A 22254-nucleotide genomic window follows, 5' to 3' on the forward strand; every position below is an offset into this window, starting at 1 on the left:
CCTTGACGGACAACGGAATCCCGACTAGACGGAGCGGAGAGCGCGTCGGGCGCCGCCCCCGGCTAGCTTGCTTCGGCTCCGAGCTCCCGCAGCGCACCGCCCACGTAGCGCCGCACCATCTTCTTCCGCCAGGCGTACGCCAGGTCCGTGTTGTCGAGCGGAGTCGCGTGACCCGCGGCGGCCGCGGCCACGCCCTCGATCGCGTCGTCGGACAGCCGACCGCCCACGAGGGCCGCCGACTCCGGCACCAGCACCGGCCGCGACGCGACGGCGCCCAGGACCACCCGCGCCTCGGCCACCTCCCCCGCGCTCCCGAACCGCACGGCGGCCGCCACCGAGAGCACCGGGAAGTCGAACGAGCCGCGCCGCCGCAGCTTCCAGTAGGTGCTGCGCCACCCCGGCTCCGCCGGAGCGAGGCGGACCGCGGTGAGGATCTCGTCCGGACGCCTGGTCAGGTAGGCCATCCCGTCGTTGGCGTACAGCTCGCTCAGCGCGATCTCCCGCTCGCCCTCCGCCGAGACGAGGGTGACCCGCGCGCCGAGGGCGATCAAAGCCGGCGCGGTGTCGGTCGAGGAAACCGCCCAGCAACGGGGGCTCGACGTGGCCACCCAGCAGATCGCGTCGCCGGTGGGCGAGCTGCAGGCGTGGCCGCCGGTCGCGCCCGGCGCCTTCATGCAGAAGTTGATGGCCTGCCGCCACTCGTGGCTCTGGTTGTAGTACGTGCAGCGGGTGTCGAGGCAGAGGTTGCCGCCCAGCGTGCCCATGTTGCGGATCTGCGGGGTCGCGACCGCGCCGGCCGCGCGGGCCAGCGCGGGGTAGCGCCGCTGCAGCACCCTGTCGGCCGCAACCTCCGCGAGACGCACCGCGCTCCCGATCGCCGGAGCGTCTCCTCTGCCGATCCGCCTCAGGTCCCGGAGGTGCCGGATGCCGATCAGCAGCGCCGGCGTCTGCTGGCGGCGCTTCATGTTCGGCACCAGGTCCGTGCCGCCGGCGATCAGCATCGCGTTCTCCCCGCCGTCGCGCAGCGCGCGCGCCGCGTCCTTCACCGATCGCGCTGCGTGGTAGCGGAAGTCCGGCGCCCGCATCATACCTTGACCCCGGCGGTGCCGGAGTGGTGCGTCGGCAGCGCGTCGCGGGACGTGTCCCGCTCGTTCGTCGCCTTGCCGTCGCCGCCTTCCCAGGGCGGCGGAACCACCAGGGCTTCGGGCCACGGCACCGCCGGGAAGGACGACGGACCCACGCGCGCCGGCTTGCCCTTGGCCTTCGCGTCCAGCCCGTGGAGCACCAGCTCCGGCGTGATGGGCACCTGGTCCACGCGCACGCCGACCGCGTCGAAGACCGCGTTCGCCACCGCTGGCGCGATGGGCAGCAGCGGCCCCTGGCCGACCTCTTTCGCCCCGAACGGGCCGCTGGGATCGGGGTCCTCGACGAAGTAGGTGACCACCTCGGGCATCTCGAGCGAGGTTGGGCTCTTGTACTCCAGGATCGAAGGGATCTTGTGCACCAGCGCGGCGGAGAGGCGCGGCGGCAGCCGGCGGAACGCCTGCTCCTCCATCAGCGCCTCACCCAAGCCCATGTAGACGCCGCCCTCCACCTGCCCGCGGGCCAGCACCGGATTCAAGACCCGGCCGATGTCGTGTCCGATCCAGACCTTGGGCACGCGCACCCAGCCGGTCGCGGGATCCACCTCCACCTCGACCACGGCCGCGCTGTACGAGTACGCCACCGAGGGGCCGACCCCGCCGCCCCGGTAGCGTGCCGCGCTTCGGGGCGGGCGGTAGGAACCGGTGGTGCCGAGAGTGCCGTGCTCGGCCTCCGCCGCCACCACCGCCTCCTGGAACGTCATGCCCGCCGACGGATTCTCGACGTCGAAGACCCGCCGCTCCGCGAACGCGAGCCGCACGGCCGGCAGCCCGAGCTTCCGGGCGGCGGCCTCCGCCAGGATCACCCGGGCCCGCTCCGCCGCCTGGATGGCCGCGTTGCCCATCATCAGGGTCACCCGGCTCGAGTAGGAGCCCAGGTCCACCGGGGTGAGATCGGTGTCGCCGGTCACGAGCCGCACGTCGTCCGTCCCCAGCCCCAGCACCTCGGCGACGATCGCGGCCAGGACGTCGTCCGATCCCTGGCCGATCTCGGTGGCGCCGCAGAACGCGGTCACCCGGCCCGAGCGGTCGAGCTGGAGCTGCACCCCCGAGTGCGGCATCTCGTTCCAGTAGATCGGCAGGCCGGCGCCGCACAGGTACGACGAGCACGCGAGGCCCAGGCCGCGTCCCCGGGGCAGGCGGCCGCGGCGCTCGCGCCACCCGGAGCCCTCGACGACCCGCTCGATGCACGCCCGCAGTCCCATCGAGCCGATCCTGAGCCAGTTCGCGGTGACCGAGTTGGCGGGCGCGAGCTGCTGCAGCCGCAGCTCGGCCGGGTCCCGGCCCAGGGCGACGGCGATCTTGTCGAGCTGCACTTCCTGCGCGAACCGCGGCTGCGGCGTGCCGTGTCCCCGCTTGGGACCGCACGGCGGCTTGTTGGTGAAGGTGCGGCACGCCCGGAACCGGTAGCGCGGCACGTGGTAGGTCACGGTCTGCAGCTGGCCGGTATACAGCGTCGAGGCCGGCCCGTAGCTCCCGTAGGCCCCGCCGTCCAGCAGCGTCTCGAGGTCCATCGCCGCGATCGCGCCGTCCGGACCGACGCCGGTCCTCAGCCGCATCAGGACCGGATGCCGCCCGCGATGGGCGTAGAACACCTCTTCGCGGGTCAGGGTGATCTTGACCGGGCGGCCGGTGAGGAGTGCGGCCTTCGCCGCGACGATCTCGTGGTTGAACGGATCGCTCTTCCCGCCGAAGCCGCCGCCGTTCGGCGTCGCGATCACCCGGATCCGGTGCGCGGGCAGGCTCAGCGCCCGCGCCGCCTCCCGGTGCAGGTAATGCGGCGTCTGGGTGGACGACCACAGCGTCAGCCGGCCGTCGGCGTCGAGGGCCGCCACCGTCGCGTGCTGCTCGAGCGGCAGATGGGTGTTGCCCTCGTAGAAGAACACGTCCTCGAAGACGCGCTCGGCGCCGGCCAGGGCCGCCTCGACGTCGCCGAACGCGAAGTGCGCCAGGCGGTGGACGTTCGGCCCCTCGCCGTAGTCGTGGATGCGGGGCTCGGCCGTCCGCAGGGCCTCGGCCGGCGAGGCGATCGTGGCGAGCGGCTCGTAGCTCACCCGGATCAGGTCGAGCGCGTCCGCGGCGGACCGCTCGCTCCGGGCGACGACGGCCGCAACCGGATCGCCGACGTAGCGCACCTTGTCCCGGCACAGGGCGTACTCGTCCTGGCTCACCGGCATGATGCCGTAGGGGACGGGGAAGTCCGCGCCCGTGAGCACCAGGTGCACTCCGGGCGCCGCCCGCGCGGCCGACGCGTCGATGGCCCGGACGAGCGCGTGCGGATGTGGCGAGCGGAGCAGCTTGCCGTAGAGCATGCGCGGCAGCGCGACGTCGTCCGCGAAGCGCGTCTGGCCCGTGACCTTGGCGCGGGCGTCGACGCGGCGGCGGGCCCGGCCCACGACCTTCATGGCGCCGCCTCCGTGTCCGCCTGCTGCCGCGGCGGGCGGCGGCCCTCGGGTGTGCCCTGGGCGGCCGCGGCCGCCTCGACCGCCTCGAAGATCTGGAGGTAGCCGGTGCAGCGGCACAGGTTGCCGGACAACGCGTCCGCGATCTCGGCGCGGGTCGGATGCGGATTCCGCTCGAGCAGCGCCTGGGCGGTGACCAGGATGCCCGGCGTGCAATAGCCGCACTGGGCCGCCCCCTCGTCCGCGAACGCCGCCTGCAGCGCCGACAGCTCCGGCCCGCGGGCCAGTCCCTCGACCGTGGTGACGGCGACGCCCTCGCACTCGACCGCCAGCAGCAGGCACGAGAGGACCGGCTGCCCGTCCACCAGGACGGCGCAGGCGCCGCACTCCCCCAGCTCGCACCCGTGCTTGGTGCCGGTCAGGGCGAGATCCTCGCGCAGCACCTCGAGCAGCGTCTTGTAGCCGTCGAACATGACGTCGCGCTCCTCGCCGTTGACGGTGAGCGCGATCCGCGAGCGCCGGGAGTCTTCGCGTGGGCTCACGAGCGCAGTCCTCGCACCAGGTAGGCGGCGAACGCGTCGGCCACCGCGGCCGGCGGCTGGTCGCCCTCCGGCCGGTACCACCGCGCCGTCCAGTTCACCGCGCCCAGCAGGGCGCGCGTCACCAGCGTCGGGTCGCACGGCACGAACGCGCGCGAGCGCACCCCGTTCGCCACGATCCGCCGCACCGCGCCCTCGTAGCGGTCGCGCTTCGCCACGATCCGGGCCCGGAGACGGGTCGGCAGCGCCTCCACCTCGGTATGCGCCGCCGCCCCGTCCAGCTCGTCCAGCATGCACGCCACCTGGGCGCGCACCACGGCCGCCAGCCGCTCTGCCGGGCTCAGCCTGCCCGCCCGGACCGCGCGGCAGGTCGCCAGCATCCGGTCGAGCGAGTGGTCCTGGCAGAAGTACAGCAGCTCGTGCTTGCTCTTGAAGTAGTAGTACAGGTTGCCCGGCGAGAGGTCCGCGGCGGCGGCGATCTCGCGCATCCCGGTATCGGCGAAGCCGCGCCGCCGGAACACCCGCGCGGCCGCCCGCAGGATGGTCTGGCGCATCACCAGGGCACGCCGCCCGCGGCGGTCGAGCGGCGCTCCCGCCCGCCCGGCAGGGCTCGAACGCCTGTTTGACTTTCGAACCATCGTTCAACGATGGTCCGGCTCGACCGCGGCGTCAACCCCGGATGCGCAAGACGGCCCGGCCGGGGGGCCGGGCCGTCTGCCACGGGAAGGGACGACCTACGCCGCCGTCGCCTTCAGCGCCTCGATCTCGGCCACCGCCTTCTTCAGCGCGTCCAGGATCTTCTGCACCTTGGGATCGCCGGGGCCGGCGTGCCACGCCTCTCCGTACGCCAGCCTCGCCAGCCGGGCGAACACCTCGCTCAGCTCCCCCATCGATCCGCCGGCGAACCCGCGCACCGCGTCCCGCACCCGGCCGAGAATGTCGTCCAGCACGTCCTTGTGCTCCTCGAGGAACGCCTCGCCCTCGGGCGTGATGTGATAGACCTTCTTCCCCTCCGTCTCCACGGCGCGCACGTACCCCTGGTCCTCGAGCAGCTGGAGCGTCGGATAGATCGTACCCGCCGACGGCGAGTACCAGCCGCCCATCTTCTCCTCGAGCGCCTTGATGACCTCGTAGCCGTGCCGCGGCTTCTCCTTGAGGAGCCGCAGGATCACGTACTTGACCTCACCCGACTCGAACACCTGCTGCCGCATCCGGCGCCGCGGCCCCCGCATGCCCTCGGGCCCGCAGAACGCCCAGAACCGCGGTCCGAAGCCACCCGCGAAGAACCTCCCGAACGGCCAGTCTTCGTTGTCCCTGCTCATCTTCGCCTCCATAGCATTAGATACATCGTACGCTATATCGTACGTCATAGCGCACGATATGTCAAGTCCACCCGCCTGCCGCACGGCAACCGGGCCGCCCAAGCTGCGGCGGCCCGGTACCGGCGAGCTCAGCGACCCGGCGTCAGCCGATGGCCCACGGCCACGGCCAGCCCGTGTTCGCGATGATGTAGAGCATCGCGCCCGCCAGGGTGATGTTCTTCCAGAACTGGGCCCGCTGGGAGCCGCGCTGCATCGGATCGGTCTCGCGCCAGAAGCCGTGCATCCAGAACGCCACGACGACGAGGAACACGAACAGCAAGGCGGCGCCGATGCGGGGATGGAACCCCAGCAGCAGGCTGAGCCCCCCGCCGAGCAGCATGAAGCCCGTGCCCACGACGGCCGCTTCCGGCAGGGGCACGCCGGCGCCTTTCGCATACGCGCCCATCGCCTTCACCTGGGTGAAGTGCGCGTAGGCCGACTGCAGGAACATCCAGCTGAGCAGAACGCGCGCGGCCAGCTGCAGGCCATCCGCATACGTCATGGCGACCTCCCTGGGGTCCGTGCCTCCTGGTGCCGGATTCCTCCCGACCTGGTACCCCGGGGCCGTCCGGGCGGCCCCGCTTCCCTCCAGGAACAAAACACGGCGCCCGCATCGCCGCGAGCGCCGTGGCACGAAACGCCGCTGGCCTGCGCGAGTGTCAGGTCAGGTCTCGACCTTGTGAGTGCCCGCCCCCGGCGCGGCCGCGGGGAACGGGAGCTTGAACCTGATGTCCGGGAAGCTCTGCTGCCCGTCGAATCCGGGCATCGCCGGCAGCATCGGGAAGTCGAAGTCGAACGCGTCCGGGGTGACCGTCCACGCCCGCTTCCGCCGCTCGGGCATCTTCCCGTTCACCGTGACGTGCCGCTTCATCCGCATCACGTCGAACGTCACGGTCTCGTTCGGCTCGTACGTGCCGAGGATTCGCAGCGCGTGCGCGGGATTGAGTGGCTTCCGGCCGCCGATGGCCAGGATCACGTCGCCACTCCTCAGGCCGAGGGTGGAGTCGTCACCGACGTTGGTCACCAGCAACCCCTCGGAGGTGCCGAAGTACTCCCCGAGACCGGGGTTGACCTTCACCAGCTCCATGTCGGCGAACGGGCCGCCGCTGAACATGAAGGTCGTCATCGGGCCAGTGGGAACGCGATCCCTCATGATCCCGACGCGAGGCTCGACCCGGAACGACCGCATCGCCTCGTCCATGCCGGACTCGCCCGCCACGACCGTGACGTTCACCGTCTGGCGGCCACGTCGCAGCTCGAGCCGGACCGAGTCACCCGGATCGAGACGCGAGGCCATCTCGATGAGCCGCATCCCGGGCCGGGACTGGTTCTCCTCCTCGTCGCCATCCCCGCCCGTGGCGCGGCGCACCAGTGCGGTGCCGTTGAAGCGCACCACCAGGTCGCCGACCTGGACGCCGGCCTTGCCCGCCGCGCTGCCCGTCGTCAGGCCTGCCACTCGCGCACCGATGGAATCGCGCGCCGGGTCGGCCGTGAGATCCACCAGGATCCCGAGGCGGCCCCGCTGGAACGACTCCACGCCCGCGCCCCGCGGACCGTAGAAGTACGAGAAGCCGTGCTCGCGGACCCGGGCCGTGTCGCGCTCAGAGGGCACGTCCTGCGCCGCCGCAGGGACGGCCACGGCCGCCAGGAGCACGAGTGAGAGAAACCGCCGCATACCTTCCGCTCCCTTCGATTTAGAGTCCTGCCACGCTGGCGCGGGTCTCGTGCACGTCCACCAGCGCCGAGAGAAGCCCCGCCCGCTGCTTCCACAGTCCCGCCACGCGCTCCGGACTGCCGCGCCAGGTCGACGTGTCGTTCAACGCGGCGTCCACCTGCGCCAGCTGGTCCTCCAGATCAGCCACCACGCTCGCGGCCTGCCCGCTCAACGCCCGCCGGTCCGGATGCAGCGACTCGAACATCTGCTCCATCGCCGCCGACTCGGCCATCGCCTGCTGCAGCGCGACGTCCTCCGGCGCGGGGCTGGCCGTGCGATGCAGGACGGCGAACCCGATCACCACGACCGCGGCCGCCGCCGCCACGCCCGACCACGCCGAGAACCGCCGCCGCCGGCGCTCCCTCAGGGCCGCCTCCCGCACCACCGGCCATACGTCGCGCGGCGGCGCGAACGACGGGAGCGCCCGGAGCCCCGCGCGCACCTGCTCGAGCCGCTGCAGCTCCGCTGCGCAGCCCGGACACGACGCGGCGTGCTCCCGCGCCCAGCCGCTGCCCTCTCCGTCCCGCACCGCGAGCAGCTCTTCGACCGTCGCGTGCCGCGTTTCGCTCATTGCTCCGCTCCTGCGCCGAGCCACCGACGCAGCCGCTCGTGCGCGCGGGCCAGCTGGGACTTCGAAAAGCTCGTCGTCATCCCCATCAGCTCGGCAATCTCCTCGTGCGTGTACCCCTCGACGTCGTGCAGCCACACCACCGCCCGCGACCGCTCCGGGAGCCGCGCCAGCGCCGCTTCCAGATCCATCTGCAGCGGCACGTCCTCGGCCTGGCGCGCGACGTCGTCGTCCAGTGGCTCCCACGCCCGCAGCTTCTCGCGCCGGTACCGCATCAGCGCTTTGCTCGCCGCGATGGTGCGGATCCAGCCCCACAGGCTGCCCTCACCCCGCCACTGCTTCAGCGACCGGCAGACCTCGAGGAAGGTCTCCTGCAGCACGTCCTCGGCGTCGTCGGCGCCGCGCGTGAGCCGCCGCGCGAGCGTGTACACCGGCCGCTCGTAGGCGCGGCACAACTGCTCCAGGGCCGCGAAGTCGCCGGCCCGGGCCCGTGCCACGAGGCTCTTGGCCTCGGCGAGCGGGAGCGTGTCCGCCATCACGGCCACAGTGGGGGGATGTGTGAGAGCGACGGAAGGTCGCAGACGGCTGAGAGACGTGAGGGGTGAGACGTGAGACGTTCACCTGAGACGTGAGAAGCCGCTAGCGTGAGAGGAGAGCAGGCGCTCAACTCGCCCTCACGCAAGTCGTGTCACACCACCAGGTTGACGAGACGGTCCGGGACGAAGACCACCTTCTTGGGCTGGGTCCCGGAGGTGAATTTCAGCACCGCCGGGTCGGCCAGCGCCGTCTTGACGACCGCCTCCTCGCCCGCGCCCCGCGGCAGCCGCAGGCGGCTTCGCACCTTGCCGTTGACCTGCACGACGAGCTCGACCTGTTCCGCCACGGCGAGCGCCGCGTCGAAGCTCGGCCACCGGGCCTCCATGACGGAGGTCGTGCCGCCGAGCCGCTCCCAGCACTCCTCGGCGAAATGCGGGGCGTAGGGAGCGAGCAGGATCGCGAGCGGGGCCATCAGGGCCCGGGTGGCGCGGCCGTCCCGCAGCGCGTTGACGTACTCCATCATCGCCGCGATGGCGGTGTTGTAGGAAAGCGACTCGGTGTCCTCGGTGACGCGCTGGATGGTCCGATGCATCATGCGGACCACCTCCGGCGAAGCCTCCGCTTCCGCCTTCGCCGTCTGCGCAACTCCATCCGTCAGTGCCCACACCTTGTCCAGGAAGCGGCGGATGCCGTTGATCCCGGCGTCGCGGAAGTCGCCGCCCTCCTGGTACGGGCCGAGGAACATGAGGTACATGCGGAAGGTGTCGGCGCCCCACCGGTCGACGTACGCGTCCGGATTCACCACGTTGCCGCGCGACTTGGACATCTTCGCGCCGTCCTTGATGATCGTGCCGTGCGCCCGGAAGCGGCGGAACGGCTCGTCGAACGGCACGAGCCCGAGGTCGTGCAGCGCCATCGTGATGAAGCGCGCGTACATCAGGTGCAGCACCGCGTGCTCGTTGCCGCCGATGTAGGAGGCGACGGGCAGCCACTTGCGCGTCAGCCCGGCGTCGAACGCCACGTCCTCGCGGTCCGCGGAGGGATAGCGCAGGAAGTACCAGGCGGAGTCGAGAAACGTGTCGGACACGTCGGTCTCGCGCCGCGCCATCCCCCCGCACTTGGGGCAGGGCACGCGGTACCACGATTCCAGCCGCGCCAGCGGCGAAACGCCCGAGTCGTCCGGGCGGAAATCCTCCAGCGCCGGGAGCACGACGGGCAGGTCCTGCTCGGGCACCGGGACGGTGCCGCAGGCGTCGCAGTAGATGATCGGAATCGGCGGGCCCCAGTAGCGTTGCCGGGAGATGCACCAGTCGTGGAGCCGGTAGTTCACGACCGGCTTCCCGAGGCCCTTGGACTCCAGCATCGCCGCGATGGCGCGTCCGGCCTCGCGCCACGGCATCCCGTCGAAGCCCGGGCTGTTGACCAGGCGGCCATCGGGAACGTCGGGCTCGGCGGCGGCGAGGGGCGTCGAGGCGTCCTGCCCCGTTCCCGCCACCACGCGCACGCACGGCAGCCGCATCGCGGCCGCGAACTCGAAATCGCGCTCGTCGTGGCCCGGCACCGCCATGATCGCGCCCGTCCCGTACTCCATCAGGACGTAGTCCGCGATCCACACGGGCACGGCCGTGCCGGTCGCCGGGTTGCGCGCATAGGAACCGGTGAACACGCCGGTCTTGGCCTTGTCGCCCACCTTCCGCGAGACCAGGTCCATCGCCGCGACCTTGCGCCGGTAGGCCTGCACGTCGCTGCGCTGCTCCGCGGTGGTCAGGTCGGCGACCATCGGGTGCTCCGGCGCGAGAACCAGGTAGGTCGCCCCGAAAAGGGTGTCCGGCCGGGTCGTGAACACTGTGATGCGCCGGCCGGCCGGCGTCTCGAAGACCAGCTCCGCGCCATCGGAGCGCCCGATCCAGTTCGCCTGGATGGTGCGGGTCGAATGCGACCAGTCGGCCGTCTCGAGGTGCTCGAGCAGCCGCTGGGCGTAGCGGCTGATGGTGAAGAACCACTGGTCCAGCATCCGCTGCTCGACCCGGACGTCCGGATGGCGCTCGCAGAAGCCGCCGATCACCTGCTCGTTGGCCAAGACGGTCTTGCAGGCCGGGCACCAGTTCACGGCGGCGCGCCGCTTGACGGCCAGGCCGGCGCGGTAGAGCTGCAGGAAGATCCACTGCGTCCACCGGTAGTACCGGGGATCGGTGGTCTGCACCTCGTAGCGCCAGTCCGCCATCAGGCCGATCCGCTTCAGCTGGGCGCGGAACCGCTCGATGTTGCGGGGAATCAGCTCCGCCGGATGGCTGCCGACCTTGAGCGCGAAGTTCTCGGAGTGGATCCCGAAGGCGTCGAAGCCCAGCGGCTCGAAGACGTCGCTGCCCGCGAGCCGCCGGTAGCGGCCGTGGATGTCGGCGCCGACGAACGCGAAGACGTTCCCGACGTGTAGCCCCTCGGCCGAGGGGTAGGGGAACATCATCAGGTTGAAGTACGGCCGTGCGGCGCCGGCGAGGTCGGCGTGGTTGGTGCCACCCTCCTCCCACCGCCGCTGCCATTTCCGTTCGACGCTCTGCGGATCGTATGCGGTCGGGTCGGAATTCGGCATAGCGTTGAAAGATAGTGGCTTGCGGCCGTCCCGAGCCATCCCTACCTTAGCGCCGGCCTTCATGTCCGAGAGCCCGACTCCAGCCCCGCGCCTCCGCGCGCGCAGCCTCCAACGCACCATCGTCTCGGCGGGCGTCCTCACGGCGATCGTCGTCCTGACGGTCGTCTCGCTGCTGGCGTGGCGCGCCGCGCGGAGCTACCTCGCGCGCGACGCCGACGTGCGTCTGTCCGACATCGCGCAACGGGCGGCCGCGCTGGTGGGCCTGTACCTGCGCGAGCGCCGCGCCGAGCTCGACCTCGTCGCGGGCAGTCCGGCGATCGTCGCGGCGGCGCAGGCCGCCGACGCCGAAGCCGCCCAGCGCGGGCTCGCGGGCCGCCGGCCGGAGGAGGTCGAGCGCGCCTTCGCGGCGACCCGCTCACTGGGCGCCAGTCCCGTCGTGGCGGCCTACCTGCGCTCGCTGGAGGTCCGCTCCGACTTCGCCGACCTGCTGCTGACCGAGTCGCACGGCTTCGTCGTCGCAGCGTCCCGGCCCCAGCCACGGTTCGGCAACGCGACCCAGGATTGGTGGCAGCGGGCCTTCCGCGCCGGCTCGTACCAGGGCGTCCCGGCCCTCGACGAGCGGGCGCGCGCCGTGACGCTCCGGATGGCCACCGCCGTTCCGCCCCAGGGCGCACGGCGCGTCGGCGTGCTCGGCGCGGCATTCGGGCTGAGCACGCTCGCGCGCCTGGTCGCGTCGTCCGACGCGCGGCTCAATGCCCAGGTCCAGGTGGTCGACCGCGCCGGCCGGCTCGTGATCGGCCGCGACTCCTCCGAGCTGCTCCGCCTGCTGCCCGAGATCGACGCCTTGCGGCTGTCGGACACGGTGGAGTACGCCACGCTCCAAGTCCCCGACCGCGAGAGCGAGCGCGTCGCCACCGCCCGGGCCTGGCCCGTGGAGTGGTGGGTCGTGGTCCGGCAGCCGGTGTCCGTGGCGTACCGGTCGGTGGACGAGCTCGGCCGGCTGCTGCTGGTCGCGGCGCTGCTGCTGCTGGTCGTCGGCGTGGCGGCGCTGGCGTCGGGCGGGACCTGGCTCAACCGGCGCGTCACCGTGCCGGTCGAGCGGATGGCGGCGGCGGCGACCGCGGTCGCCGAGGGCGATCTGTCGCGCGAGATGGACGTGTCCGTCGGCACCAGCGAGGTGCTGCACCTCGGCACCGCGCTCGCGACGATGCTCGAGTCGCTGCGCCGCCTGGTGGGGGCCATCCGCGCCGCGGCCGACGAGGCGGCGGCGATGGCGGCGCAGATCAGCGCCTCCACCCAGCAGATGTCGGCCAGCGGCGCGGAGATGGCGGGTACGACCCACGACCTGTCGCAGCGCGCCCAGGATCAGGCGGCCATCGTGAAGGCCACCGCGGGCGACGCCACCAGGATCCGGGCGATCGCCGGCCGCCTCGCTGCCGGCGCGCGCGACGCGGCGGAGCGCAACCGCGCCCTGCAGGCCCTGGCGGAGGAGCACCAGCAGCGGCTGGACGACACCACCGCGACCCTGGCGTCGCTGGCCACGGAGGTGGAGCAGGGGGTCGCGGAGGCGGCGGCCCTCGCGGACGCCTCGGCGCAGATCGGGCGCTTCGTCTCCCAGACCAAGGCCATCGCGACCCAGACCAACATGCTGGCCCTCAACGCCGCCATCGAAGCGGCGCGGGCCGGCGAGCAGGGCCGCGGCTTCGGGGTGGTGGCCGCCGAGGTCCGCAAGCTGTCCATCCAGGTGGCACAGGCGGCGGTGACCACCGAGGGCACCGTGAAAGACGTGCTCAGGCGCGTCGGGGCCACCCACGAGACCATGACCCGCGTCGGAGCGGCCAGCACGGCCGCGCGCGGCGCCGCGCGCACCGTCAGCGAGGGCCTGAAGAGCGTCGCCGATTCGGCCCACGAGTCCGACCGGTTCACCCAGGACATCAGCGCCGCCGCCGCCGAGTCCGAGACCCTCGTGACCGAGATCGCGCGCCGGCTCGAGGAGCTCGCCCGCAGCACCGACAGCTTCGCGGCCTCGGCGGAGCAGATCGCCGCCTCGTCCCAGGAGCAGAGCGCCGCCACGGAGGAGATCGCGGCCTCGGCGCAGGCGCTCGCCACCGCCGCGGACAAGCTGACCTCCGCGGTGCAGACGTTCCGCCTGGTCTGAAAAAACCCGCGGGGGCGGCCGTCGCCGCCCCCGCTCCCAGCCCCGACCCGCCCGCCCTACTTCGGGAACGCCGCCAGGTTCACCGCGGCACTGAAATCGCTTCGCAGCAGTGCGTCTCCCAGCGCCGACGCGATCTCGGTGGCCACGCGCGCCTGCGCCTCCGCCGTGGAGGCCGCGAGGTGTGGGGTCAGCAGCACGTTGGGGGCCGCGCGCAGCACCGAGTCGGCCGGCAGCGGCTCCGGGTCGTAGACGTCCAGCGCGGCCCCACCCACCCGGCCGTCCTGCAGGGCCTTCACCAGGGCCGCGTCGTCGATCAAGGCGCCACGCGCCGTGTTGATGATCAGGACCCCCTTCTTCACCAGGCTGAGCCGGCGGTCGTCCAGCATGTGCCGGGTGCTCGCGTTGAGCTTGACGTGCAGGCTCAACACGTCCGCGCGCTGGATCAGGACGTCGAGCGGGATCAGGTCCAGTCCCAGCAGCTCCGCCTGCTCGGCCGTGATCCCCGGATCGTAGCCCACCGCCGTCATCCCGAATCCCCTGGCGATGGACGCGACGCGGCTGCCGATCCGCCCCAGTCCCAGGAGGCCCAGCGTCTTGCCGCGCAGCTCCGAGCCCTCGAACGACTTGCGGTCCCACTTGCCCGCCGCCAGCGAAGCCGCGGCCGGCGCCACCTTGCGGGCGAGCGCCAGCATCAGCGCGAAGGTGTACTCCGCGACGCTGTTCGAGTTGGCGCCGGGCGCGGTCAGGACCGGGATCTTCCGCCGCGACGCCTCGTCCACGTCGATGGTGTCCGTGCCCATGCCGGCGCGGGCGATGACCTTGAGCTTGGGCGCCTTGGCGATCATCGCCGCCGTCACCTTGGTCTCGCTGCGCACCACCAGCGCCACCGCTTCACCGAGGGCCTTCTCGAGCACCTCCGGCGCCTTCCCGGCGGTCTCCACCACCTCGCAGCCCTCCATCGCCCGCAGCATGTCGAGCCCGGCCTTGCCGAGGCGATCCGCCACAACGATGCGGTCAGGCACTCTTCAACACCTCCTCCAGGGCGCCGAGGAGCTTCTCCACCTCGGCGACGGTGTGATCACCCATGTGGCCGATGCGAATCGTGCCGTCCTTGAGGTTGCCGTATCCGGCCCCGATCGTGTAGCCGAACTTCGCGTCCATCGCCTTGGCGACCGCGCCGCCCAGGGCCTTGCCCCCCTCCGGGAGCTTGAGGCAGGACACGGTCCAGGATCGCCGGCCCTCCTTCGGCAGGTACGTCAGGCCCAGCTTGGCGCCGGCTTCCTTGGCGACCCACTTCTCCACCCGCTCGCGCATCGCGTTGTGCCGGGCCCAGCGCTTCTCGATGCCGCCCTCGGCCGCGATGCGCTTGAGCTGCGCCTCCAGCGCGTACATGAGCGACAGCGCCGGCGTGTACGGCGTCTGCTTCTTCCGGATCGCGCCGTCGTAGGCCAGGAGGTCGAGATAGATGCCGCGGTCCGGCAGCGTCTTCGCCCGCTCCAGCATCCGCGGCGAGGCGACGCCGAGCGCGAGGCCGGGCGGGAGGGCGAGCGCCTTCTGCGAGCCGGTGAGCACGAAGTCGAGACCCCAGGCGTCGGTCTCGACCGGCGAGCCGGCGAGCGAGGTGACCGCGTCCACCAGGAAGAACACGTCGGCATTGGCGAGCACCACCTGCGCGATCTCGCCGATCGGATTCAGCACCCCGGTCGAGGTCTCGGAGTGCGCGGCGGTCACGGCGTCCGCGCCGGAGCCCTCGAGCAGCTTCTTCACCTGCTCCGCTTCGAACGCCTGGCCGAGCGGCACCTCGACCTTCACGACTTCCTTGCCGCAGGCGGCCGCGATCTTGGCGAAGCGCTCGGAGAACGACCCGTTCACCAGACACAGCACCTTGCGACGCACGCCGTTGCGGATCGCCGCCTCCATCAGGCCCGTGGCGGAGGTCGCCGCGATGTAGACCGGGTTCACCGTCCGGAACGCGGCCCGCAGCGGCGCGTCGAGCCGCTCGAGCAGGGCCTCCGTCTTGGCGCCCCGGTGCCCGATCATCGGCAGCGTCTGGGCCTGCGCCACCTCCGGCAGGACTTCGGTCGGTCCCGGCAGGAAGAACTTCCCGAACGGGGCGGTCATGCGGCCAGCAGGCTGTCCACCAGCCCGCCCTCCACGATCTCTCTCGTCTTCACGATGTGTACCCCCTGTTGAGCCCAAGCATCGAGCAAACGTTGTGCCATTTCTCGATCGATGGGCTTCATGGCGTCGCTGACCGCGAACAGCCGCAATTGCGAGTAGCGCTTCAGTAAACCTTCGATCGCGTACCGGTTGCACACGTCCTGGGCGACCCCGTACAGAACGACGGCCTGCGGTGCCAGAATGCCGAACACCGTTTCGATGTTTTCGTTGGTGAAGACATCGAACCAGTGCTTGTGAAAGAGCACGTCACCGGGGTGGGCGCGTACGCGATCGGCGAGGGCAACCGGGTCCTCGCGGCCGGGCTCGATCACCAGGGGCTCCCGAAGGCGGGTCTCCGGGATCTTCGCCTGTCCCTTGGTGTCGCGCATGCAGTGCTCGGGGAACGTCTCCTTGAAGTCCGGGGCGTGCGACAGCTCGCGGTGGCCCGGCACGTGATCGTCGGCGCTCGCGATGATCCGGATGCCCTTGGCGTGGGCGTAGTCGGTGAGGCGCTTGAGATTGGGGATGATCGATTCGGAGTCGGGCACGTACAGCTTCCCATCGGCGTGCATGAAGTCGTACTGGGTGTCCACGTCCCAGAAGATCACGTTCGCCACGGCACCTCCCCTCCGGCCGGCCTAAAGCTCACCGCCCGCTCGGGCGCGGTCAATCACGCGCCGCCGCACGGCGCGCCGGCCGCGCCGTGGCCGCGACCCGCCGGCGGCTCGCAGGCGACTCGTAAGCCACCCGACAGCAACCGGTAATCTGGCCCACATCGGGCGTTCATGGCGGGCGGCTAGCGTTTCCCCGAGGACCAACAAGGAGGAGCCGTGGTCGCGTTCCTCATGGAGCTGCCCCGCCGCGAAGGTCGCGGCGGCGCCGCCGCGTCGGTGCTCGTGCACGCCGCCCTCATCTCGGGAGCCGTGATCGCCACCATTCAGACGCGTGCGGCGCCGGCGAATCCGCACCCCAGCGTGCCGTTGCTGTGGCTCGTTCCGCCGACCCGCGCGCCGGCGCCGCCTCCGGCTGGCCTGGGCCCGTTGGTGACTCCGCCGGCGCCCCAGCCCTTCGCCGTGCCCGCGACCGTCCCGACGGTCATTCCACCGCCCCCGACCACGCCGTTCGATCCATCGCGCTTCGGTCTCGAGCCGGTGGGCCCGGCCGCGGTGGCGCCGGCGCCGGTGGAGACCGGCGCCCCCGGGGCCATCTACGCCGATCGCTGGGTCGAGGAGCCGCCGGTGCTGGTCAGCCACCCTCCCGCGCGGTTCCCCGACGTCCTCCGGCAGGCCGGCATCGGCGGCCGCGCGGTCGTGGAGGCCGTGATCGACACGACGGGTCGCGCCGAGCCCGGCTCGCTGGCCGTGCTCGAGGCGACCAACCAACTGTTCGAAGCCCCCGCACGGGCGGTGGTGGCGGGGTCCGTCTACCGGCCGGGCCGCGCGAGCGGGCGCCCCGTCCGGGTACGCGTCCGGGTCGCCGTCGTCTTCCGGCTGGAGGGAGGCGACGCTAGGATGTGACTCGCCCGATGCGATCCCTGCCGCTGCTGACCGCCCTGGTGCTGGCCGGATCCTGTCGCTCCCAAGCGCAGGAGCTCTACCACGGCTGCGGCCTGGCGGGCGACGCCGTCGAGCCGGGCGTCCAGGCCCTGAACCGGCTCAAGAACCGGTACACGGCGCCGGCCGCCGCGGACATCGACACCGGGGCCACCCTGGCGGCGCTGGTGAGTCCCGGCGACGACCGCGGGCGGTGGGACGAGCGCCGCGGGGCCGTCGTGGTCGGCTACGTCCACGACGTGAAGCCGGGCGGCATCGAGACCGTCAACTGCCGCGCCCGGGACCTGCCCGACCGGGACACCCACATCGAGCTCGTGCTGGACCCGATGGACGCCGGGGGCGCCCGCCGCGTGATCGTCGAAGTGACGCCGCGGAGGCGGGCGATCATGGCGGCGCGCGGCGCGGACTGGTCCACCCGGGCGCTGCGCCTGCAGTACCTGGGGAGGTGGGTACGGGTGACCGGCTGGCTGATGTTCGACGCCGAGCATGCCAACGCGTCCGAGAACACGGCGCCGGGCCGGCCCCGCAACTGGCGGGCGACGGCGTGGGAGGTGCATCCGATCACGTCCATCGAGCCGGTGGCGCGGCCGCGCTGACGCGTGCCTGCCGTCACCACCTCGACGACGCGCTAGCGACTCGTTCCATACTCGATGCCGCGCCGCTCCGGACCCAGCAGCGCCACCAGCGCGCACACCGAGAAGACGATCGCGCCGGTCACGGCCATGGCCGCGGCGTAGCCGGTGTGCCGGGCGGCGAGCGCCTCCAGCGTCGCGCTGGTGCCGGCGATGAGCACGCCGCACTGGTAGGCGAAGCCCGGCAGGAAGCCGCGCGCCGCGTCGGGCGCGAGCTCGGTGATGTGCGCGGGGATGACGCCCCACGCTCCCTGCACGAAGAACTGCATCAGGAACGCGCCCGCCACCAGCAGCGCGATCGAGGGCGCGAACGCCCACAGCGGAATCACCGCCAGGGCCCCGCCGAGCGACAGCGCGATCGAGCGCCGGCGCCCGAGCCGGTCGGAGACGAAACCCGCGAGCACGCCGCCCGCGAGCGCGCCGACCATCGAGAGGGCGGTGAGCGCCGCACGCCGGGCGGGGGTGAAGCCCCAGTCGCGCTGGAGGAAGGTGGGGTACAGGTCCTGCGTGCCGTGCGACACGAAGTTCATCATCGCCATCAGCGCGACCAGGTAGAGGAACAGCCGCCAGTGGCGCGCGATCGCGCGCCCGAGCCCGCGCCAGCTCTCCTCGCGCGAACGGCGCCACACCTCGGACTCCTTCACCCGGTAGCGGACGAACAGCGCCAGCACGGCCGGCAGTCCGCCGATGAAGAACAGCGGGCGCCAACCCCAGCGCGGGAACACGAAGAAGAAGCACACCGCCGCCAGCAGATACCCGACCGCGTAGCCCTGCTGCAGCAGCCCCGAGAAGATCCCGCGCAGCCGCGTGGGCACCTTCTCCATCACCAGCGAGGCGCCGACCCCCCATTCGCCCCCCATCCCGATGCCGAACAACGCCCGCAGCACCAGGAACGAGGTGAACGTCGGCGCCAGTCCCGACAGCACCTCCACCACCGAGTAGAACACCAGGTCGGCCATCAGCGGCAGGCGCCGCCCGTAGCGATCGGCCAGCAGGCCGAAGACGAACGCGCCCACCGGCCGGAACGCCAGCGTGATCGTGATGGAAAACGCGACCTCGGCGTCGGTGCGGTGGAACTCCCGCGCGATGGCCGTCAGCGTCATCACGACCAGGAAGAAGTCGAACGCGTCGAGCGTCCAGCCCAGGAAGCCGGCCAGGACGGCCGCGCGATGGTCGTCGCGCGCCGCGGCGGCGGGAACGGCGGAGGCCATGGGCTGCCAACATACCCCAAACGCACGGGGCCCGCTCGAGTCGAGCGGGCCCCGTCGCTGGCTGCCGGATGGCCGCTAGATGCCGAACGCCTCGGGAGGCTGGGTCTTCGGCACCGGCTTCTTCTTGTCACGGCTCATCGCGCGCTCCAGGGTGAAGGGCAGTGAATAGGTATGCACTGGGGTGTATTAATATGCACCCGCCCGTTCCCCCGCAAGTCCCGCCCCCTCCCCCGGGGCGCGCCCCCGGACGCCCCGGCTACCCGACCCGCTCCAGTCGCGGGTTCGGCCGGAACTCGCGCCCCACCTTGGCGCACGGCTTGCCGTCCACCTTCACCACGTCCGCGGTGAAGTCGAACCGGCCCTGGTACAGCGAGGAGCCCACGCCGTAGGCGTCCGCCGGCACGCCGAGCTCCTCGAACTGCCGGATCTTCTCCACTGTGAAGCCGCCCGACACGACGATCCGGACGCGCTGGAATCCCTCGCGGTCGAGCGCGCGCCGGACGTTCCAGACCAGCTGGGGGTTCACGCCGGTGGGCTTGAAGTGCCCCATCTCGGGGACGAGGGACTTGTCCACCATCGTCTCCGAGGTGTCGAGGCGCACGCCGTACAGCCGCTCGCCGAGGGCCCGGGCGCACGCCAGGCTGGTGCCGACGCAGTCGTTCTCGAAGTCCACCAAGGTGATGACCCGCACCGACTCGGGGATGTGCTCCGCGAACTTCCGGGTGGCGACCACGGTGTCGCCGCCGTACGCGGCGATCAGTGCGTGCGGCACCGTGCCCACGCCTTCGCTGCCCCACCACGAGGCCTGGGCGTCGGTCGACACGCCGATGGCGCCGGCGATGTGGGCCGCGTAACCGTCACCGGTCTGGACCAGCCAGTGATCGTGCCGGGCCGGGAAGAACATCACTTCCTTCGGCCGCGCCGCGTCCACCACCCGCCGGGTGTTCGTGCCCACCTTGGTCCGGCGCGCCAGCACGCCGAGGTAGAGCGTCTCGAGGTGGGCGAACGCGTCGTACGGTCCCTCGATGAGCAGCACCGTCTCCCACGGCTGGATCTCGTCGCCGTCGTAGAGGGCGCGGACGTCGAGGTCCTCCCACTCGACGGCGCACTGCCGGAGAATGGCGATGGCCTCGTCGATCCCGCCGAGGTAGGCCGGCACCTTGCCGAACACCTGCATCGTGACCCGCGGCCGGTAGCCGTTGGCCAGCAGGATCTCGCGGGTGCGGACGAAGTACTTATCGGAGTAGTAGCCCGCGCGCATCTTCTCGACGGGCAGGTGGAAGATCGCCGGGTCCAGCCGCGGACGCCGGGTCATGACGCCTCGAAGTGCATCGCCTTCAGCTCCTCGATCTCCGTGCGGAGGCGGGCGGCGTTGGGAACGTCGGGATAGCGGGCGAGAATCCGCCGCAGCTCCACCATCGCCTTCCCGTAGTCCTTGAGGTCGTCGCGGTAGATGTTCGCCGCGAGCAGCGCGAAGCCGGCCTGCCGGCGGGCCTCGGGCGCGCGCCGCTCGCCCTCCCGCGCCGCGAACAGCGCCAGCTCCGGGTCCCGCAGCTCCCGCAGCGCGAGCTGGCCCAGTCGCTCGCACGCCACCAGGTCGTGCGGATCGGCGGCGATGGCCGCCCGGTAGGCTTGCGCCGCCTCGGCGAGCCGCCCGCGGGCGACCAGGGCCTCGATGTTCGAGTGCTGGTTCACCGACGGCGTCGCGGACCCGCTGGGCACCGTGAGGGCGCCGATCGCGCTCGCGCCGTGGTGGAGGAAGGCGCCGTCCAACACCCCGTACAGGAGCACGAACCCCCACCCCAGGAACGCGGCCAGCAACGGCGCCCAGCTCAGGAACAGGACCGCCCACAGCAGCGTGACGACCGTCGCCCCAGCCATGACCATGGCGAGGAAGACGAACCGTCCCTTGGCGGTGGTCGCCGACAGGTGTTCCAATCCGAGCATCCGGAACCCGGCTGCGGGAGGGTGTAACAAAGCGGGCGCCCGCCGTGCCGGCAAGAGCGGGCACGGGTGGCGCCCGCAGCCCGCCGGCACGCGCGATCTGCCGGCCGCGGCGCTCGGGCGCCTAGTCGCCCCTGTTCCTTCTCTTCTTGCCGCCCTTCTTGCCGCCCAGCCCGTCGTCGATCGCTTCCACGATGGTGCGGAGGGTGCGGATCCTGGCCCACAGCTTGTCGTTCGCCTCGACGATCGTCCACGGCGCGTAGGACGTGCTGGTGTTCTGGAGCATGTCGACCACCGCCTGCCGGTAGGCGTCCCACTTCCCCCGGTTGCGCCAGTCCTCCTCGGTGATCTTGTACTGCTTGTACGCGATCTTCTCCCGCTCCTTGAACCGGCGCAGCTGCTCTTCCTTCGAGATCTGCAGCCAGAACTTCACCACGATCATCCCGGCGTTGGTGAGCGAGAGCTCGAACTCGTTGATCTCCTGGTAGGCGCGCCGCCACTCCGCCTCCGAGCAGAATCCCTCGACCCGCTCCACCAGCACCCGCCCGTACCAGGTGCGGTCGAAGATCGCCAGGTGGCCCGCCTTGGGGAGCTGGCGCCAGAATCGCCACAGGTAATGGTGGGTCGCGTCGTCGCCCTTGGGCGCCGCGATGGGAATCACGGAGTAGCCGCGCGGATCGAGCGCCTCGGTCACCCGCCGGATGTTGCCGCCCTTCCCCGCCGCGTCCCACCCCTCGTAGCCGATGCTCACCGGCCGCCGCTCCTCGAAGCACCGGAACTCCAGCTGGCGCAGGCGGACCTGGTACTCCTTGAGCTGCTCCTCGTACTCCTTGCGCTTCAGCGCCCGGGTCAGGTCCACCTTGTCGAGGACGGTCTCCATCTCCTTCAGGGCCTGCACCGAGACGCTGGCCCGCGCCGTCCGCTTGACGGCCGCCGGCTGCTGTGCCTTGGCGTTCACGGCCGTCTGCATCGCGTCGGCGAGGGTCTTGAAGATCTTGATCAGCCGGTAACGCTTGTCGGTGGCCTCGACGATCGTCCACGGCGCGTAGGCGGTGTTGGTCCGCTCGAAGGCCTCCTCCGCCGCCTCGGCGTACTCGTCGTACTGCTTGTGGTGCTCCCAGTCCTCCTTGGTGACGCGCCACGAGTCGTACTTGCTCTTCTCGATCTCCTTGAACCGCCGCTTCTGCTCCTTCTCGCTGATGTGCAGCCAGAACTTGACGATCACCATCCCGTCGTCGGTCAGCATCCGCTCGAACTGGGCGATCTCGTTGTAGGCGCTGCGCCACTGCTCGGGCTTGATGAGCTTCTCCACGCGCTCCACCAGCACGCGCCCGTACCACGACCGGTCGAATACCGCCACCTCGCCGCGCGCGGGGATCCGGGTCCAGAAGCGCCACAGGAACGGGCGCAGCCGCTCGTCATCCAGCGGCGCCGAGATCGGGTGCACCTTGACGCCCCGCGGGTCGAGCCGCTCGACCAGCTTGGCGATGCTCTCCCCCTTGCCGGAGGCATCCCACCCCTCGAAGACGACGGCGACCGGGATCTTGGCGTCGAAGCAGCGCCGCTGGAGGTCCCGGAGCTTGTCGCGCAATACCGGGAACGACTTGTCGTAGGCAGCCTTGTCGATTTTCTTGTCGAGATCCAGCGTCTCGAGCATGGCCGGCACCTCGGGGTGCGGAGCAGGTAAACCCTTGCCAGCGGCGGGCTCCCACTACATGGCACGGCGCCCCGGCGCCGTCAAGC

The 22254-nt window shown here is 71.6% G+C and carries 20 protein-coding genes; 3 read left to right on the plus strand and 17 right to left on the minus strand.

Features of this window, described 5'->3' with window-relative positions; translation table 11 throughout:
- Positions 1-62: 62 nt before the first annotated feature.
- The 10 genes from VMF70_02760 to leuS all read right to left on the minus strand — a co-directional run bounded on the left by VMF70_02760 (position 63) and on the right by leuS (position 10853).
- Complete coding sequence (locus VMF70_02760; GenBank protein HTT66928.1) at positions 63-1088, minus strand: FAD binding domain-containing protein; 1026 nt, start codon at positions 1086-1088, stop codon at positions 63-65.
- Complete coding sequence (locus tag VMF70_02765; GenBank protein HTT66929.1) at positions 1085-3547, minus strand: molybdopterin cofactor-binding domain-containing protein; 2463 nt, start codon at positions 3545-3547, stop codon at positions 1085-1087. The genes VMF70_02760 and VMF70_02765 overlap by 4 nt, the downstream gene beginning before the upstream one ends.
- Positions 3544-4086, minus strand: a complete 543-nt coding sequence (locus VMF70_02770; GenBank protein HTT66930.1) for a (2Fe-2S)-binding protein — start codon at positions 4084-4086, stop codon at positions 3544-3546. Before VMF70_02770 ends, VMF70_02765 begins: the two co-directional genes overlap by 4 nt.
- Positions 4083-4637: a TetR/AcrR family transcriptional regulator gene (locus VMF70_02775; GenBank protein ID HTT66931.1), complete on the minus strand. Its 555-nt coding sequence runs from the start codon at positions 4635-4637 to the stop codon at positions 4083-4085. The genes VMF70_02770 and VMF70_02775 overlap by 4 nt, the downstream gene beginning before the upstream one ends.
- A 180-nt stretch (positions 4638-4817) precedes the next feature.
- On the minus strand, positions 4818-5405 hold the full coding sequence (locus VMF70_02780) for a PadR family transcriptional regulator (protein HTT66932.1): 588 nt from the start codon (positions 5403-5405) through the stop codon (positions 4818-4820).
- A 142-nt stretch (positions 5406-5547) separates the two neighbouring features.
- Positions 5548-5946 (minus strand): DoxX family protein, encoded by a 399-nt coding sequence (locus VMF70_02785; GenBank protein HTT66933.1) that lies wholly within the window; start codon positions 5944-5946, stop codon positions 5548-5550.
- A 162-nt stretch (positions 5947-6108) separates the two neighbouring features.
- On the minus strand, positions 6109-7119 hold the full coding sequence (locus tag VMF70_02790) for a hypothetical protein (GenBank protein ID HTT66934.1): 1011 nt from the start codon (positions 7117-7119) through the stop codon (positions 6109-6111).
- A 19-nt stretch (positions 7120-7138) separates the two neighbouring features.
- A complete protein-coding gene (locus VMF70_02795; GenBank protein ID HTT66935.1) occupies positions 7139-7729 on the minus strand; it encodes a hypothetical protein in 591 nt (196 codons plus the stop codon).
- On the minus strand, positions 7726-8262 hold the full coding sequence (locus VMF70_02800; GenBank protein HTT66936.1) for a sigma-70 family RNA polymerase sigma factor: 537 nt from the start codon (positions 8260-8262) through the stop codon (positions 7726-7728). Before VMF70_02800 ends, VMF70_02795 begins: the two co-directional genes overlap by 4 nt.
- Positions 8263-8414: 152 nt before the next feature.
- Positions 8415-10853, minus strand: coding sequence for a leucine--tRNA ligase (gene leuS, locus VMF70_02805; GenBank protein HTT66937.1), 2439 nt, complete (start codon positions 10851-10853; stop codon positions 8415-8417).
- A gap of 61 nt (positions 10854-10914) precedes the next feature.
- On the opposite strand from leuS, the gene VMF70_02810 reads away from it, so the two are divergent.
- Positions 10915-13011: a methyl-accepting chemotaxis protein gene (locus VMF70_02810; GenBank protein ID HTT66938.1), complete on the plus strand. Its 2097-nt coding sequence runs from the start codon at positions 10915-10917 to the stop codon at positions 13009-13011.
- Positions 13012-13067: 56 nt separating this feature from the next.
- On the opposite strand, the gene VMF70_02815 is transcribed toward VMF70_02810, so the two are convergent.
- From VMF70_02815 to VMF70_02825, 3 genes are read right to left on the minus strand one after another with little or no spacing between them, the layout of a single operon-like run.
- A complete protein-coding gene (locus tag VMF70_02815) occupies positions 13068-14033 on the minus strand; it encodes a hydroxyacid dehydrogenase (protein ID HTT66939.1) in 966 nt (321 codons plus the stop codon).
- Entirely contained in the window at positions 14026-15132 is a 1107-nt protein-coding gene (locus VMF70_02820) for an alanine--glyoxylate aminotransferase family protein (protein HTT66940.1), read from the minus strand. The genes VMF70_02815 and VMF70_02820 overlap by 8 nt, the downstream gene beginning before the upstream one ends.
- Positions 15129-15788: an isochorismatase family protein gene (locus tag VMF70_02825; GenBank protein HTT66941.1), complete on the minus strand. Its 660-nt coding sequence runs from the start codon at positions 15786-15788 to the stop codon at positions 15129-15131. Before VMF70_02825 ends, VMF70_02820 begins: the two co-directional genes overlap by 4 nt.
- Positions 15789-16001: 213 nt before the next feature.
- Between VMF70_02825 and VMF70_02830 the strand changes: the two genes are divergently transcribed.
- Positions 16002-16688 carry an energy transducer TonB gene (locus tag VMF70_02830; GenBank protein HTT66942.1) on the plus strand — a complete coding sequence of 229 codons (687 nt, stop codon included), beginning with the start codon at positions 16002-16004 and terminating at the stop codon, positions 16686-16688.
- An 8-nt stretch (positions 16689-16696) separates the two neighbouring features.
- The gene (locus VMF70_02835; GenBank protein ID HTT66943.1) at positions 16697-17320 is read left to right on the plus strand and encodes a hypothetical protein; all 624 of its coding nucleotides are present in this window, start codon (positions 16697-16699) and stop codon (positions 17318-17320) included.
- A 32-nt stretch (positions 17321-17352) separates the two neighbouring features.
- Here VMF70_02835 and VMF70_02840 read toward each other — a convergent pair whose 3' ends face one another.
- From VMF70_02840 to VMF70_02855, 4 genes are all read right to left on the minus strand, one after another.
- Positions 17353-18567: an MFS transporter gene (locus tag VMF70_02840; GenBank protein HTT66944.1), complete on the minus strand. Its 1215-nt coding sequence runs from the start codon at positions 18565-18567 to the stop codon at positions 17353-17355.
- Between the two features lie 256 nt (positions 18568-18823).
- The gene (locus VMF70_02845; protein ID HTT66945.1) at positions 18824-19882 is read right to left on the minus strand and encodes a nicotinate phosphoribosyltransferase; all 1059 of its coding nucleotides are present in this window, start codon (positions 19880-19882) and stop codon (positions 18824-18826) included.
- Complete coding sequence (locus VMF70_02850) at positions 19879-20514, minus strand: hypothetical protein (protein ID HTT66946.1); 636 nt, start codon at positions 20512-20514, stop codon at positions 19879-19881. The genes VMF70_02845 and VMF70_02850 overlap by 4 nt, the downstream gene beginning before the upstream one ends.
- Before the next feature lie 121 nt (positions 20515-20635).
- Positions 20636-22168 carry a hypothetical protein gene (locus VMF70_02855; GenBank protein HTT66947.1) on the minus strand — a complete coding sequence of 511 codons (1533 nt, stop codon included), beginning with the start codon at positions 22166-22168 and terminating at the stop codon, positions 20636-20638.
- Positions 22169-22254: the final 86 nt, after the last annotated feature.

The sequence above is a fragment of the Gemmatimonadales bacterium genome (genome assembly GCA_035502185.1).
Lineage (GTDB): Bacteria > Gemmatimonadota > Gemmatimonadetes > Gemmatimonadales > JACORV01 > Fen-1245.